The sequence below is a fragment of the Inhella crocodyli genome (genome assembly GCF_004004565.1).
Classification (GTDB): domain Bacteria; phylum Pseudomonadota; class Gammaproteobacteria; order Burkholderiales; family Burkholderiaceae_C; genus Inhella; species Inhella crocodyli.
In genome coordinates this window covers 107194-121272 of record NZ_SACM01000001.1, presented here as the reverse complement: position 1 = coordinate 121272, position 14079 = coordinate 107194, and the positions used below count along the sequence as shown (strand labels likewise).

Sequence of the window (14079 nt, the reverse complement as noted above, 5' to 3'; positions counted from 1 at the left end):
ATCACCATGAGCGCAAGTCCCGACCCCCACGCCTCCGACCCGCATCCCGAGGACGCCAAGGGCGACTCGGGTCCGTCAGGCTGGCGCCCCAGCCCGAGCGACCTGATGCTGATGGGCGTGGCCATCGCCCTGAGCCTCGTGCCGCCGCTGGCCCCCACCGTCTTGAGCTATGGCGAGCTTGCTTACCTGGCATTGGGCTTTGCCGGCGGCTGGTTGTTGCACCAGTGGCGGCAGCCCCGCACGCAGGCGATCACAGCGTCTCGCAAAGACCCCGCCGCCGTGGTGGCCCACGACATCTACACCTTGCAACAAGCGTTCTCGGTTCTGAAGCAGCAAGTGAGTGCCACCATCCAGACCTCCGAAACCGCCGTGATGTCCATGGGCGAGCGGATGTGCCGCGTCCACCGGAACACCAGCGCCCTGCAGTCCCGCATCGTCGAAGCGGTGGCACGCTCGGAGTCCTTGTCGTCGGACTCGCTGAGCCAAGCCACGAAGCACGCGGCGGCAGTCAGCCAGTTGGCGCGCCACCAAGAGGCCTTCGAAGCGACCCGGCGCAACTTCACCGAGCGGGTTCGCCGCTCGGCCGAGCAGGTGCGCGGGCTCAGCCCCTTGGCAGAGCTGATCACGGAGATCGCGCGCAAGACCAACATGCTGGCCATCAACGCGGCCATCGAAGCCGCGCGGGCCGGTCCCGACGGCGCGGGCTTCAAGGTCGTGGCCGGCGAGGTGCGCCGGTTGTCGACCCTGACCGCCGAGGCGGCCCAGCAAGTCACGGAAGGCATCGCTTCCGCCGCCCAGGCCATCGACGAGCAGTCGCGCAACCTGGACGAGCACATCGGCGAGAGTGCCTCCGACCAACTGGACCTGATCGCCCAGCACATCCAAACCATGAGCAGCACACTGGGCGAGGTTCTCCCCTACCTGGGGCAACTGTCCCAAGACATGGACGCCGGCATGGCCGAGGTCACCACCGACATCGTCGACACCTTGGGCGACATGCAGTTCCAAGACATCAACCGCCAACTCTTGGAGCAAATCAGCCACGCGCTGTCGGGCTTGTCCACGCACTTTGCCCAGCTGTACGAGCTGATCGACCGTCGGGCGCCACCGCCACCGGTGCTGCTGGAGGAACTGCTCCAACTGTGGACGCGCAACTACGTCATGCACTCCCAACGCGTTGCCCACGCAGTCGGGCTGGCGCCCCAGGATGCGCAGGACCCGCAGGCGCCGCGCAACGACGGGGCCCCACCGCTGGAGCTGGCCGGCGCCAGCGGCCCGCGCATCGAGTTGTTCTGAGGCCCTGGAGCTCCTGCGATGAGCGCGCGCCCCCTGACCGGCTTGGTGCTCAGTGGGGGCGGCGCGCGGGCGGCCTACCAAGTCGGTGTGCTGTCTGCGCTGATGCGGATCCGGCGCGAGAGTGCACGCAGCGATTTCGACCCCTCCAACCCCTTCCAGATCATCTCGGGCACTTCGGCCGGGGCCATCAATGGCACCGCCCTGGCCTGCCAGGCGGACGACTTTGCCGGGGCCGTGGAGCAACTGGTGCACGTGTGGCGGCACTTCAAAGCCGGGCAGGTATACCGCAGCGACTCCCTGGGCGTCATGGGCAATGGCGCCCGATGGCTCACCATGTTGTCCTTGGGGTGGGCCTTGGCTCGCGTCCAACCGCGCTCGCTGCTGGACAACACGCCCATGCAAGGCTTGCTCGAGCGCATGGTGCCCATGGCCCGGCTGCCGTCCATGCTGGCCCGTCGCCATTTGCGCGCCGTCGCCGTCAGCGCTTCCAGCTACACACAGGGCGATCACCACACCTTCTACCAATCGGCCGTCCCGGTGTCCCCGTGGGTGCGTTCGCAACGCGTGGCGGTGCCGACCCAGTTGGTGCACGAGCACCTGCTGGCCAGCGCTGCCATTCCCTTCGTTTTCCCGGCGGTGCGTTTGCTGCACCATGCCGAAGGCGAGTGGTTCGGCGACGGCTCGATGCGCCAGGGCGCGCCCCTGTCACCGGCCATCCACCTCGGGGCCGACCGCTTGCTGGTGATCGGCGCAGGCCGCATGCACGAGCCCAAAGCGCAGCGGCGCAGCGTCACCCAGTACCCAACCCTGGGCCATGTGGCGGGGCACGCCATGTCGAGCATTTTTTTGGATGCACTCGCCGTGGATGTGGAGCGCCTGCAGCGCATCAACCGAACCTTGGCCGCCCTTCCGCCCGAGGTCCGCCACCACCACCCCCTGCGCGAGGTCCAACTGCTGGTGATCGCACCCAGCCAACGCTTGGACGACTTGGCGGCGCAGCACATCGATGCGCTGCCCAAACCCATGCGACTGCTGTTGCGCGCTCTGGGAGTGCAACAAGGCGATGGCCAAGGCGCCGCCCTGGCCAGCTACCTGCTCTTCGAGGGCCCTTACACCCAGGCGCTGATCGCCCTGGGCGAGGCCGACACCGAGCGTCAACGGTCGCAGGTGTGCGAGTTTTTTGGCTGGACCCCGGTGCATGCGCTGCCCTGAGCGGCGCGTCGCACAGGCCCTTGGCGCCCAGCGGGCATGGCGATCAGCGTTCTTGCAGCTTGGCGATGGTCTGCTGCTGGTTTTGCACCAGCTGCGAGTACATCTTGAGTTGGTCGCCCAAGCCGCGCAGGCGCTCGCCGGTTCGCTGCGCCAGCGTGGCCAAAAACTTCGCCGCCACGGCCGGCTGCTCGGCCACCAAGCGTTGCAAGCCCACGCGGGACAAACCGGCGGCACGCACGGTGCTCACCGCCGTGCAACTGGCCGAGCGCGGCTGCCCATCCAACAGGGCCAACTCGCCGAGGATCTGACCGGCGCCCAGCACCGCCAATTCCACCAGTTCACCGCCGTCGGCGATGTCCACCGACACGCTGCCCTCCAAGATCAGCAGCAGGTGCCCGATGTGCGAACGATCGCCCTCGACCAGCAGCTTGGTGCCGGCGTTCGCCTCCACCAGCCGCAAGTAGGGCACCAAGCGCAAGGCGTCCTCCACCGGGAAGGGAATGGTGTTGTTCGGCGCGGCGAGCAGTTCGGCGGCTTGGGCCGAGAACACCGGGAATTCTTCGAGCGCACGCGTGCGCATGGCGGCGGGATGGACGGTCACGGGCGAGGCAGGCTGGGCGAGAACAAGGGGCGAAGTGTGCCGCCTGCCGGCGCACGCAGCACCCGGGACTTCGCCGCATGCCCGTGGCGCCAGCCCCAAACAAGACCCAGGCGTCCCTTGATCCGTGCGCCCAGGCTTGCTGGGCTGGCAAGCACAGACTAAGCAGCCAGTGGCTCAAGGGGTGAGCCACTCGCTGCAGCCACCGGTGCTGCGGGCAACAAAAAAGCCGGTCACTTGCGATGACCGGCTTTCGAGGAATGTTGGTGGGCCCTGAGTGACTCGAACACTCGACCAACGGATTAAGAGTCCGCTGCTCTACCAACTGAGCTAAGAGCCCTGTCTTTTCCAGCGCAGCGCTCTTGCTAGGCGCTGTTGGTGGGTCGGGCGAGACTCGAACTCGCGACCAACGGATTAAAAGTCCGCTGCTCTACCGACTGAGCTACCGACCCGCTCCGGAAAAGCCCGTCAGTATAGACACAAACCCTCGACTCAGGCAAGGATTGGCGTTGATTTTTTCAAGGCTTGGGCCACGGCCGAGGCCGCGGCGGCCATCCCGAAGCTGGCGGTGACCATCACGCTCGAGCCGTAGCCAGCGCAGTTGAGGGTGCCGTCCACGGCGCAAGCCGCCCCCTCGGGCGTGGACGGTCGTGCCACGGCCTCGCGGCTGAAGATGCAACGCACCCCGATGCGCCCTTGGCGCGGGGCCCCGGCCTCGCGGCGAAGGCGCGCGCGCAAGCTGGCGAGCAGAGGGTCGTGCGTGGTCTCGGCCAAGTCGGCCTCGTCGAGGGCCTGGGGCAATTGCTTGCCGCCCGCGGCGCCCACGCACACGAACGGCACGCGGCTGCGACGCGCCCAGGCCGCCATGGCCGCCTTGGCGCGCACCTGGTCGCAGGCGTCGATGACGGCATCGGGCACGGCCGACTCCCCGAGCAGCGCCGGCCAGTTCTCGGCGTCGACAAAGGCATCGATCACGCGAACTTGGCACCCTGGGTGGATGGCACCAATGCGATCGCGCAAAGCCTCGCCCTTGTGCTGCCCCAGGGTGGCGGTGAGGGCTTGGACTTGCCGGTTGATGTTGGACTCGGCCACGTGGTCGAGGTCCACAAGGGTGAGCGCCGCCACGCCCGAGCGGGCCAGCGCCTCCACGGTCCACGAGCCCACCCCGCCCAGGCCCACCACCACCACGTGCAAGCCGCGCAGCCGTGCGTAGCCCGCGTCGCCATGCAGGCGTCGCAGTCCCCCGAAGCGGCGCTCCAGGTCGGCGTCGTCGTGCGGGTTCATCGCATCAAACGCCAGGTTTGCCAACGCACGCCGAGGACCCCACCCATGACGATGCCCAGCACCGCCAACAGGCTGCCCAGGCTCAAGGTGGACAGGCCGCTGAGGCCCTGCCCGACCGTGCACCCGACGGCGGTCACGCCGCCGACGCCCATCAAAACCGCCCCCACCAAGTGAAAGGCCAAATCCTCAGTGTGCCGGAAGCCCTCCCAACGGAACTCGCGACGCCAAAGGGCCATGGCCGCGGCACCGGCGATGACCCCAAGCACTGAGACGATGCCGAGGTTCAGCACCCGGGTGCCGTCGCTGAAGTACTGCAGGTACTCCAAGAGGCCGGCGATCGGCGCGACGAAGCTCAAGGCCTCCGGGCGGTTGTGGGTCGTGCCCAGGTAGGCCGCCTCCAGGGTTTGGGGGTGTTCGGGGACCAAGGCCCAGCGCGCGCTCAGCGCCCAGGCCAGGGCCACCACGGCGCCCACGGCGGCGCCCCAGGCCACGCGGCCGCGGCCCTCCCGAGGCCACAGCGCCCAGGCGGCCAATGCCAGGGCAAGGCCCACTCCCAGCAGCGGCAGCCCCGACCATGTGGCCAGGTCCTGGGCGTGACCCAACTCCAAGGCCCAGCGATCGACGCTGCGGTCGCGCCACACGGCAGTGAGCCCGCGCAAGGTCATCGACCCGCTCAGGCCCATCACCAAGAGCACGACCAACGCTTTGAGGTTGCCGCCGCCCAGACGAACCAAGGTCTTGGCCCCGCACCCTGAGGCGAACACCATGCCAAGCCCGAACAGCAAGCCCCCGACGAGGTTCGAAGCCAAGAGCAGGCGGGGGCCACCGTACGCGGTCTGGCTCGCCTGCAGCCAACCCAGGGCCTGCAAACCGGCAAAACCCGCCATGGCCACGGCCACGGCCAAGCCCCACATCCGGGCTCGCTGCCAATCGCCCATGTTGACCACATCGGCCACCGCGCCCATCACGCAAAAGTGGCTGCGTTGGCTCAGCGCCCCGAAGGCGCCGCCCAAGACAAAACCCAGGACGAGGACCTGATGGGTGAGAGAAAGAACTTGGGCGTCGGTCATGGCAGCGCGTCCAAAGGAAACGGCCCGCGTTTGCGGGCCGTTGTGGGGCAAGTCACTTGAGCGAAGCGAGTCGCTCTTTGGCGGCCTGTGCCGCCTCCGTGCCCGGGTAGGTCTTGAGCACGTCCTCGAGGCTGCGGCGGCCGGCCTTGAGGTCCTTCAGCTCGATCTGGCAATTGGCCAGCGCCAACGCGGCCTCGGCGGCACGCGGGTGCGAAGGATTGCCCGACAAGAAGGCCTTGAAGGTGGCCACGGCCTCGCGGTACTGGCGCTGCCCGTACTGGGCGTTGCCCAACCAGAAGCGAACCGTGTCGCTGTAGCCCGAGGCCGGGAAGCGCTTCAGGAAGCCTTGGTACGCCGCACCCGCATCGTCGAACTCGCCACGGCGCAGCAGTCCCATGGCGGCTTCGTACTGGTTGCGTTCCTCGGGCGAGGCCTGGAACTCCTTACCATCGAGCGCCACCTTCAGCGGCTCCAGCGGCTTGAGGCGGGCGTCGAAGCCCTGCAACTGGTCGGCCAGGCGGCGCTGGGTGTCGGCGAAATCGCGGGCCAACTGCTCGTTGGTGCCACGCAGCTTCGCCAACTCGGCGCGCAGCGCTTCGTTCTGGTTGACGAGCTCGGCCATGCTGCGCCGCAGGGCGGTCAGCTGGTCTTGCACCTCTTGCGCCGACGCCAGCTTCTTGTTGGCCTCTTCCAAGGCCACGACCTTGGCGCGCAGATCGAGAATGGCCTTGCGCGCTTCGTCGTCGTCGAAGAGGCCGGCGTGGGCCGCCCCAGTCCAGCTGAGGGCGGCCACCAGGGCCAGCGAGCGCCAGGCCAGGACCATCACTTGTCCTTGATCTCGACGCGGCGGTTCTTGGCCCACACGGCTTCGCCGGTGCCTTGAACAGCCGGACGCTCCTTGCCGAAGCTCACGGGCTCGGCTTGGGCGGCGGGCACGCCGGCCAGGGTCAGCTGCTGAGCCACGGCTTCGGCACGCTTCTGGCCCAGGGCCAGGTTGTACTCGCGGCTGCCACGGTCGTCGGCATGGCCTTCCAGGCTCAGCTTCTGGGTTTTGATTTGCAGCAGGCGCTTGGCGTGGGCGTCCACCAGGCCACGGTACTCGTCCTTGACGACGAAGCTGTCGAAGTCGAAGTACACAACGCGCTTGTCGGCCACGGCCTTGGTCAGCTCGGCGCCCAGGTCCACGGACTGGACCTTGCTTTCCGGCACCGTGTTCACCGGTGCCGGCGTCGGCGCTGCCGGACGGGTTTCAACGGGCGCCTTCGCAGCTGGCTCGTCCAGCTTGGTGGTGGAGCAACCGGCCAGGGCAGCGGCGGCCAAAGCGGCCAGGGCAAAGCGATGCATCGTCATGGTGAGGTGCGGAAAGAAGGAAACAGGGGAAGCCCGGATTGTCGCCCAAGCCAACCACCCCCCGCAAAATCAGGGATCACTTCGAGAACGGTCCCCATGCCGGTTCGCGGATGTCGGCGTTGGGCACCACCAGCTTGGCCTTGACGCGGCCGTCCAGCGTGGAGGTGACCAGCACGTCGCGGCCCTGGGCGCGGCTGGCGTAGACCAGCAGCTTGCTGTTGGGCGCGAAGCTGGGGGATTCGTCCTCGCTGGTGTCGCTGATGACGCGAACCTGGCCGCTGAGCAGGTCCATCACGCAGGTCTTGTAGGCCCCGTCCAGGCGGCTGATGTAGGCCAGCCACTTGCCGTCGGGGCTCACGCTGGGACTGACGTTGTAGGGGCTGTTGAAGCTCACGCGCTCGGCCGTGCCGCCGTCCGCCCCCATGCGGTAGATCTGGGGGCCGCCACCGCGGTCGCTGACGAAGTAGATCGTGCGGCCGTCGGCGCTGTAGGTCGGCTCGGTGTCGATCGCCAGGGTCTGCGTCAGGCGCTTCAGGCCCGAACCATCGCGGTGGATCGAGTACAGCTGCGAGCCCCCGTTCAGGCTCAAGGTCAACGCGACGCGCTGGCCGTCCGGCGAAAAGGCCGGTGCGCTGTTCGTGCCCCGGAAGTCGGCCAGGGCGCGGCGGGCCCCGGTGGTCAGGTCCTGCAGGTAGACCACGGCCTTGCCGGTGTGGAAGCTGACGTAGGCCAGGCTGCGCCCTTCGGGCGACCAGGCGGGCGAGATGATCGGCTCCGGGCTCGTCACGGCCACGCGACCGCCTTCGCCGTCGGCGTCGGTCACCAGCAAGCGGTACTGGCTGCCGGTTTTCGCGACGTAGGCCAGGCGCGTGGCAAAGACCCCGCGCTCCCCCGTGAGCTTTTGGTAGATGGCGTCGGCCACCCGGTGCGCCGCCAGCCGCAGGTCCTCGGCCTGCACCACCTGCGACTCAGCGCCCAGGTCCTTGGCAGCCACCACGTCCCACAGTCGGTAGCGCACGTCGTGGCGGCCGTCGGCCAGTCGGGTGACGGAGCCTGCGGCCAAGGCATCGGCCTGCTTGCCGCGCCAATCGGCCAAGTTCGGGCTCGACAACTCCGACAAGCCCGCGGCAGCGCTGGCGTCCACCAGTCGGAACTGCCCAGAGCGCTCGAGGTCGGCGCGCACGATGGCCGACACGGGCTGGGGCGAGCGCGCTTCGTCCCGGAACTCGGGAATGGCGATCGGCAGTTGCGTGGCGCCCTGCCCCGAGACCTCGACCCGGAACTGCGCCCAAACGGGCACCGGCGAGGCCAAGGCGGAAGCGATCAGGTGGCGGCGGCGCAAGCTCATGGCGGGCAACAACAGGAATCCGGACGGCGCGGATTCTGCCGCCCGCCCAAAGCCCTTCGCCGGTCAGGCGCCGCCGCGCGGACCGCGGTCGGGGCCGATCGCCCACGCCATCGCCCCCACACGGGCCTGCCTGGAGGCGACTTTCTACAATCGGGCCTCGCCCCGTCTTCCGGGGCTTTCGTCGTTTCTGAGATGCCCCTGCTCCCGCCCGTCGCCGCCGGCAAACGCCACCAAGCCCCCCGCCCCTATGGCTCCGCCGACGCCTTGCTGCTGGCGCGCTTTGCCGAACAGCAGGGGAGCGTGACGGCCATCGTGTGCGCCGAGCCGGGCGACGCACAGCGCCTGGAGGCCGAACTGCCCCTGTTCGCGCCGGGGCTGCGCGTGGCCGTGTTCCCCGATTGGGAAACCCTGCCCTGGGACCGCTTCAGCCCCCACCACGACCTGATCAGCGAGCGCTTGGCCACGCTGTGGCGCTTGCTGCAGGCGCAGGGCAAGTCGCGCGAGCAGCGCGACTTGGACGTGGTGCTGCTGCCGGCCACCACGGCCCTGACGCGGCTGGCACCGCCCAGCTTTCTGGCTGCGACCACCTTCCATTTCAAAAAGGGCCAACAGCTGGACGAGGCCGCCTTCCGCGCCCAGTTGGTGCTGGCCGGCTACCAAAACGTCAGCCAGGTGGTGAGCCCGGGTGAGTACGCGGTGCGCGGCAGCCTGATCGACCTGTTCCCCATGGGCTCCTTGGTGCCCTACCGCGTGGACCTGTTCGGCGACGAGGTCGACTCCATCCGCGTCTTCGACCCCGACAGCCAGCGCAGCCTCTACCCCGTGCCCGAGGTGCGCCTGCTGCCGGGCCGCGAGTTCCCGATGAGCGAGGGCGCCCGGACGGCCTTCCGGGGCCGCTGGCGCGAGCACCTGGACGGCGACCCGAGCAAGGCGCGCCTGTACAAGGACATGGGCGAGGGCCTGGCCGGAGCAGGCATCGAGTACTACCTGCCGCTGTTCTTCGACGAGACCGTGCCCTTCTTCGACTACCTGGGCCCCGGCGCCAGCGTGGCGCTGCTGGGCGAGGTGGACGAGGCCCTGCAACGCTTCTGGCAAGACACGCGCGAGCGCCACAAGCTCTTGGTGACCGACCCGGAGCGGCCCATCCTGCCGCCCGAAAGCCTCTTCCTGCGGCCCGAACAGCTGTTCGCCTGCACCCAGCCCCTGGCGACGCTGACAGTGCGCGGAAGCGAGCCGGTGGACTACGCCCGCCCCCTGCCCGACGTGAGCATCGAGCGCGGCGCGCAAGAGCCCTTGGCGCGCCTGGGCCGGCACCTGGACACCACGCCGCACAAGGTGCTGCTGCTGGCCGAAAGCGAAGGCCGCCGCGAAAGCCTGCTGGACCTGCTGCGCGAGCACAAGCTGGATGCGCCCAGCGTCAAGGACCTGGCCGAGTTCGACGCCAGCGGCGAGAAGTTCGCCCTGCTGGCCGCGCCCCTGGCGCAGGGCTTCATTTGGATCGAGGGCTCAGGGGATCAACTGCGCCAGTTGCAGCTGGTCACCGAGACCGAGCTGTTCGCCACCACGCCCAGCACGCGACGCCGGCGGCGGCAGGAGCAGGCCAGCAACGTCGAGGCCCTGATCAAGGACCTGAGCGAGCTCAAGGTCGGCGACCCGGTGGTGCACCTGAGCCATGGCATCGGCCGCTACCAAGGCCTGAAGCACATGGACATCGGCCAAGGGGCGAGCGAGTTCTTGCACCTGACCTACGCCGACGAGGCGGTGCTCTACGTGCCCGTGGCCCAGTTGCACCTGATCCAGCGCTACACCGGCGTCAGCGCCGAAGAGGCCCCGCTGCACCGTTTGGGCAGCGGCCAGTGGGAAAAGGCCAAGCGCAAGGCCGCCGAGCAGGTGCGCGACACCGCCGCCGAGCTGCTGAACCTCTACGCCCGCCGCGCGGCCCGCGAAGGCCACGCCTTCCGCTACAGCCCGCACGATTACGAGGCCTTTGCCGCCAGCTTTGGCTTCGAAGAAACGGTGGACCAGCGCGCCGCGATCCACGCCGTGATCCAAGACCTGATCAGCCCCCGGCCCATGGACCGGCTGGTGTGCGGCGACGTGGGCTTTGGCAAGACCGAGGTGGCCCTGCGCGCGGCGTTTGTGGCCGTGATGGGCGGCAAGCAGGTGGCCGTGCTGGCGCCCACCACCCTGCTGGCCGAGCAGCACGCGCAGAACATCGCCGACCGCTTCAGCCAATGGCCGGTGAAGGTGGCCGAGATGAGCCGCTTCCGCACCGCCAAGGAAATCAAGGCGGCGCAGCAAGGCCTGGAGGACGGCACCATCGACATCGTGGTGGGCACGCACAAGCTGCTGAGCCCCGACACGAAGTTCGCCCGCCTGGGCCTGGTCATCATCGACGAAGAGCACCGCTTCGGGGTGCGCCACAAGGAGGCCATGAAGGCCCTGCGCGCGGAAGTGGACGTGCTCACGCTGACCGCCACGCCCATCCCGCGAACCTTGGGCATGGCCATGGAAGGCCTGCGCGACCTCTCGGTGATCGCCACCGCGCCCCAGCGCCGCCTGGCCATCAAGACCTTCGTGCGAAACGAGAGCAGCGGCACCATCCGCGAGGCCATCCTGCGCGAGCTCAAGCGCGGCGGGCAGGTCTACTTCCTGCACAACGAGGTCGACACCATCGAGAACCGCCGGCAAAAGCTCGAAGAGCTGGTGCCCGAGGCGCGCATCGCGGTGGCCCACGGCCAGATGCCCGAGCGCGAGCTCGAGCGCGTGATGCGCGACTTCGTGGCCCAGCGCCACAACCTGCTGCTGTGCTCGACCATCATCGAGACCGGCATCGACGTGCCCAGCGCCAACACCATCGTCATCGCCCGCGCCGACAAATTCGGCCTGGCGCAGCTGCACCAGCTGCGCGGCCGCGTGGGCCGCAGCCACCACCAGGCCTACGCCTACCTCTTGGTGCCCGAGATCGAGGGCCTGACCAAGCAGGCCGCGCAGCGCCTGCAGGCCATCCAAGACATGGAAGAGTTGGGCAGCGGCTTCTACCTGGCCATGCACGACCTGGAGATCCGCGGCGCTGGCGAGGTGCTGGGCGAGAAGCAGAGCGGCAACATGATGGAGGTGGGCTACCAGCTTTACCACGACATGCTGGCCGAGGCCGTGCGGGCGCTCAAGAGCGGCCGCGAGCCCGACCTGGCCAACCCCCTGCCGGCCACCACCGAGATCAACCTCCACGCCCCCGCCCTGCTGCCCGACGGCTACTGCGGCGACGTGCACGTGCGCCTGAGCCTGTACAAGCGCCTGGCCAGCACCAGCAAGGCCGAGCACATCGACGCGCTGCTGGAAGAGACCACCGACCGCTTCGGCAAGCTGCCGGCGCAGGGCCAGACCCTCTTTGACACCCACCGCCTGCGCGTGCTGGCACAACCCTATGGCGTGGTCAGGATTGACGCCGCACCGGGCGTGATCAACATCTTGTTCAAGCCCAATCCCCCCATCGAAGCGATGCGGGTCATCCAACTGGTGCAGAAAAATCCGAGCATCAAGCTGGTGGGCAACGACAAACTGCGCATCGACAAGTCGCTGTCGGACCCCATGGACCGGGCCCACTGCGTGCGCGAAATCCTGCGATTGATCGGTCCACCGAAGGAGTTGGCATGAAAGCGTGGATCCCCTTGGCCCTCCTGGGCCTGGCGTCGGTGGCCGGGGCCAAGCCCTTGGTCATCGCCGACAACGCCTGGCGCTCGTCGGCGCTCAACGAGATCGCGCCCTTCTTGCGCTACTGCATCCCCAAGGCCGACATCCCGACCCTGCCTCGGCTGCCCGTGGCGCCGGGCGCGATGAACGACCTGGACGTCAACGTCGTGCTGCAAGAGCCGGCCACCCTCGGCAAAGGCCACTGGTACCGCATCGGCTGGCGTGCCAAGGACGGCACCGTCTACATCGTCGCCGCCCGCAGCCCCGACGGGCAGCGCACGGTCTTCGGCCCCGTCAACGGCGACTGGACCTGCTTGCCCGCCGAACTTCGCAAAGAACTCAAGTGATGCCCCCTGCCTTGGAACTGGCCCCCGACCTGTGGCTGCGCGGCCCCCGACCGCGCCTGAGCGACTACCGCTTCGCCGCCTTTGACATGGACTCGACCTTGATCGCGATCGAGTGCATCGACGAGATCGCCGCATTGGCCGGGGTGGGCGAGCAGGTGGCCGCCATCACCGAGGCCGCGATGCGCGGCGAAATCACCGACTTTCGCGAGTCCCTGTCGCGCCGCCTGGCCCTGTTGGCCGGGCAGCCCGAGGCCTTGCTGGACCGCGTGCTGAAAGAGCGGTTGCGCTTCAACCCTGGGGCCCGCGAGCTGTGCGCCGCGCTCAAGGCGGCGGGCCTGCGCCTGGGCCTGGTGTCGGGCGGCTTCACGCACTTCACGCGCTTTGTGGCGGCCGAGTTGGGCATGGACGTGGTGCGCGCCAACGCGCTGGAGGTCGCCGACGGCCGCCTGACCGGCCGGGTGGTGCAACAAGACTGGGGCGACGTGGTCGACGGCGCCGAGAAACGCCGATTCGTCGAAGAGCACTGCGCCCGCTGGGGCCTGTCCCCCCGCCAGGCCATCGCCGTGGGCGACGGCGCCAACGACCTGCCCATGATGGGCGTGGCCGGGCTGTCGGTCGCTTACTGCGCCAAGCCCAAGGTGCGCGAGCAGGCGACCGTGGCCATCCAAGCCGGCGGCCTGGACCGCTTGCTCGAGGCCTTCGCCTGACCGCACTTGCCGCCCTCGGGGTCGCATTTCGTCGCAGCGCAGCTGCGAACGCAGCAAGGCCTGCCTAGGATGACCGCCATGCCCCCCGCCCACGCCCTGCCCCAACGCCGGCCCTTCCGCCGGCTGTGGCTGGCCTACGCGCTGCTGTGCCTGATGTGCTGGCTGCTCTACGCCGTGGCCGGCACCGATTGGCAGCGGGACGCCGGGCGCTTTTGGTTCGGCCTGTACGAAGCCACCTGGAACCTGGGGCCGGCCTTCCTGTTGGGCCCCCTGGCCTGGCCCTGGACGCGGGCGCTGCAACAACGCCCCCGCCGGCTGGCGGTGCGCTTGGGCTGGCATGCGCTGGGGGCCGTGGTGTTTGCCGCCCTGTGGCAGGGCTTGGACGTGGCGACGGCCTGGCTGTTCTTCGGCGCCGCGCACGCCTCGGCCACCTTCGAGCAAGGCCTGGTGTGGCGCGGGGCCTGGGGCCTGTTCGTTTACGGCGTGCTGGTCTTCGGCTTCGGCGGTGTGCTCAATGCGCAGCGGGCCCACAGCGCGGCGCTCAAGGCCGCCCAGACCGAGGCCGCCTTGGTGCGCGCCGAGCTGTCGGCCATCAGCGGCAAGCTCAACCCGCACTTCCTGTTCAACACCTTGAACTCGCTCTTGATGCTGGTCCGCCGCGACCCGGCGCGGGCGGAATCGGCCCTGCTGGGCTTCTCGCGCATGATGCGCTACGTGCTCGATAGCACCCGCCTGCCCGACGCCCGCGTGAGCCTGCGCGAGGAACTGGGCTTCGTGCGCGACTACCTGGCGCTGGAACAACTGCGGCTGGGGCCGCGCCTGCGCGTCGAGTGGGACATTGCCCCCGAGGCCGAAGACGAAGCCTTGCCCCCTTTGAGCCTGCAACCCCTGGTGGAGAACGCCGTCGGTCACGGCATCGCCCCCCAGGTGGACGGCGGCCTGCTGACCATCCGCGCCCAATGCAGCCCGCAAGCCTTGCACCTGCGCGTGCAGGACGACGGCGCCGGCTGCGAGTGGCCCCGCCCGAGCGACGCGAGCCCCACCGGCCGCGGGATCGGTCTCTCGGCCCTGCAGCGTCGCTTCGAACTCGACTACGACGGCCGCGCCGGCTGGGCGGTGAGCAGCGCCCCGGGCCAGGGCTTCACCGTCGACATCCACCTCCCCCGGAGTTGAG

The 14079-nt window shown here is 69.0% G+C and carries 12 protein-coding genes and 2 tRNA genes; 6 read left to right on the top strand and 8 right to left on the bottom strand.

Going from position 1 to position 14079, the window contains the following annotated elements; all coding sequences use genetic code 11:
- Positions 1–6 precede the first annotated feature (6 nt).
- The gene (locus EOD73_RS00575; protein WP_127679840.1) at positions 7–1296 is read left to right on the top strand and encodes a methyl-accepting chemotaxis protein; all 1290 of its coding nucleotides are present in this window, start codon (positions 7–9) and stop codon (positions 1294–1296) included.
- Between the two features lie 18 nt (positions 1297–1314).
- Positions 1315–2508: a patatin-like phospholipase family protein gene (locus EOD73_RS00570; RefSeq protein WP_127679838.1), complete on the top strand. Its 1194-nt coding sequence runs from the start codon at positions 1315–1317 to the stop codon at positions 2506–2508.
- Between the two features lie 43 nt (positions 2509–2551).
- Here EOD73_RS00570 and EOD73_RS00565 read toward each other — a convergent pair whose 3' ends face one another.
- The 8 genes from EOD73_RS00565 to tolB form a co-directional block, all read right to left on the bottom strand.
- Positions 2552–3109, bottom strand: a complete 558-nt coding sequence (locus EOD73_RS00565; RefSeq protein ID WP_127679836.1) for a Crp/Fnr family transcriptional regulator — start codon at positions 3107–3109, stop codon at positions 2552–2554.
- 261 nt (positions 3110–3370) lie between these two features.
- Positions 3371–3446 (bottom strand) — tRNA-Lys (locus EOD73_RS00560).
- A 36-nt stretch (positions 3447–3482) separates the two neighbouring features.
- A tRNA-Lys gene (locus tag EOD73_RS00555) sits at positions 3483–3558 on the bottom strand.
- Positions 3559–3598: 40 nt separating this feature from the next.
- Entirely contained in the window at positions 3599–4390 is a 792-nt protein-coding gene (locus tag EOD73_RS00550; protein WP_127679834.1) for a tRNA threonylcarbamoyladenosine dehydratase, read from the bottom strand.
- A complete protein-coding gene (locus EOD73_RS00545) occupies positions 4387–5460 on the bottom strand; it encodes a YeeE/YedE family protein (RefSeq protein ID WP_127679832.1) in 1074 nt (357 codons plus the stop codon). The genes EOD73_RS00550 and EOD73_RS00545 overlap by 4 nt, the downstream gene beginning before the upstream one ends.
- 52 nt (positions 5461–5512) lie before the next feature.
- Positions 5513–6283, bottom strand: coding sequence for a tol-pal system protein YbgF (ybgF, locus tag EOD73_RS00540; RefSeq protein WP_127679830.1), 771 nt, complete (start codon positions 6281–6283; stop codon positions 5513–5515).
- The gene (locus EOD73_RS00535; RefSeq protein WP_127679828.1) at positions 6283–6810 is read right to left on the bottom strand and encodes an OmpA family protein; all 528 of its coding nucleotides are present in this window, start codon (positions 6808–6810) and stop codon (positions 6283–6285) included. Before EOD73_RS00535 ends, ybgF begins: the two co-directional genes overlap by 1 nt.
- Before the next feature lie 76 nt (positions 6811–6886).
- Positions 6887–8158, bottom strand: coding sequence for a Tol-Pal system beta propeller repeat protein TolB (gene tolB, locus EOD73_RS00530; RefSeq protein ID WP_127679826.1), 1272 nt, complete (start codon positions 8156–8158; stop codon positions 6887–6889).
- A 192-nt stretch (positions 8159–8350) separates the two neighbouring features.
- Between tolB and mfd the strand changes: the two genes are divergently transcribed.
- From mfd to EOD73_RS00510, 4 genes are all read left to right on the top strand, one after another.
- Entirely contained in the window at positions 8351–11815 is a 3465-nt protein-coding gene (gene mfd / locus EOD73_RS00525; protein WP_127679824.1) for a transcription-repair coupling factor, read from the top strand.
- On the top strand, positions 11812–12198 hold the full coding sequence (locus EOD73_RS00520) for a hypothetical protein (protein ID WP_127679822.1): 387 nt from the start codon (positions 11812–11814) through the stop codon (positions 12196–12198). The genes mfd and EOD73_RS00520 overlap by 4 nt, the downstream gene beginning before the upstream one ends.
- Positions 12198–12905 carry a phosphoserine phosphatase SerB gene (gene serB, locus EOD73_RS00515; protein ID WP_127679820.1) on the top strand — a complete coding sequence of 236 codons (708 nt, stop codon included), beginning with the start codon at positions 12198–12200 and terminating at the stop codon, positions 12903–12905. Before EOD73_RS00520 ends, serB begins: the two co-directional genes overlap by 1 nt.
- 78 nt (positions 12906–12983) lie before the next feature.
- Positions 12984–14078 (top strand): sensor histidine kinase, encoded by a 1095-nt coding sequence (locus EOD73_RS00510; RefSeq protein WP_164845906.1) that lies wholly within the window; start codon positions 12984–12986, stop codon positions 14076–14078.
- The last annotated feature ends 1 nt before the right edge of the window (position 14079 follow it).

Bases quoted from the DNA above. Each gene is read 5' to 3' on its own strand.
- serB (WP_127679820.1), top strand. From the start codon at position 12,198: ATGCCCCCTGCCTTGGAACTGGCCCCCGACCTGTGGCTGCGCGGCCCC.
- EOD73_RS00550 (WP_127679834.1), bottom strand. From the start codon at position 4,390: ATGAACCCGCACGACGACGCCGACCTGGAGCGCCGCTTCGGGGGACTG.
- EOD73_RS00570 (WP_127679838.1), top strand. From the start codon at position 1,315: ATGAGCGCGCGCCCCCTGACCGGCTTGGTGCTCAGTGGGGGCGGCGCG.
- mfd (WP_127679824.1), top strand. From the start codon at position 8,351: ATGCCCCTGCTCCCGCCCGTCGCCGCCGGCAAACGCCACCAAGCCCCC.
- EOD73_RS00520 (WP_127679822.1), top strand. From the start codon at position 11,812: ATGAAAGCGTGGATCCCCTTGGCCCTCCTGGGCCTGGCGTCGGTGGCC.
- EOD73_RS00535 (WP_127679828.1), bottom strand. From the start codon at position 6,810: ATGACGATGCATCGCTTTGCCCTGGCCGCTTTGGCCGCCGCTGCCCTG.
- ybgF (WP_127679830.1), bottom strand. From the start codon at position 6,283: ATGGTCCTGGCCTGGCGCTCGCTGGCCCTGGTGGCCGCCCTCAGCTGG.
- EOD73_RS00545 (WP_127679832.1), bottom strand. From the start codon at position 5,460: ATGACCGACGCCCAAGTTCTTTCTCTCACCCATCAGGTCCTCGTCCTG.
- EOD73_RS00510 (WP_164845906.1), top strand. From the start codon at position 12,984: ATGCCCCCCGCCCACGCCCTGCCCCAACGCCGGCCCTTCCGCCGGCTG.
- EOD73_RS00575 (WP_127679840.1), top strand. From the start codon at position 7: ATGAGCGCAAGTCCCGACCCCCACGCCTCCGACCCGCATCCCGAGGAC.
- tolB (WP_127679826.1), bottom strand. From the start codon at position 8,158: ATGAGCTTGCGCCGCCGCCACCTGATCGCTTCCGCCTTGGCCTCGCCG.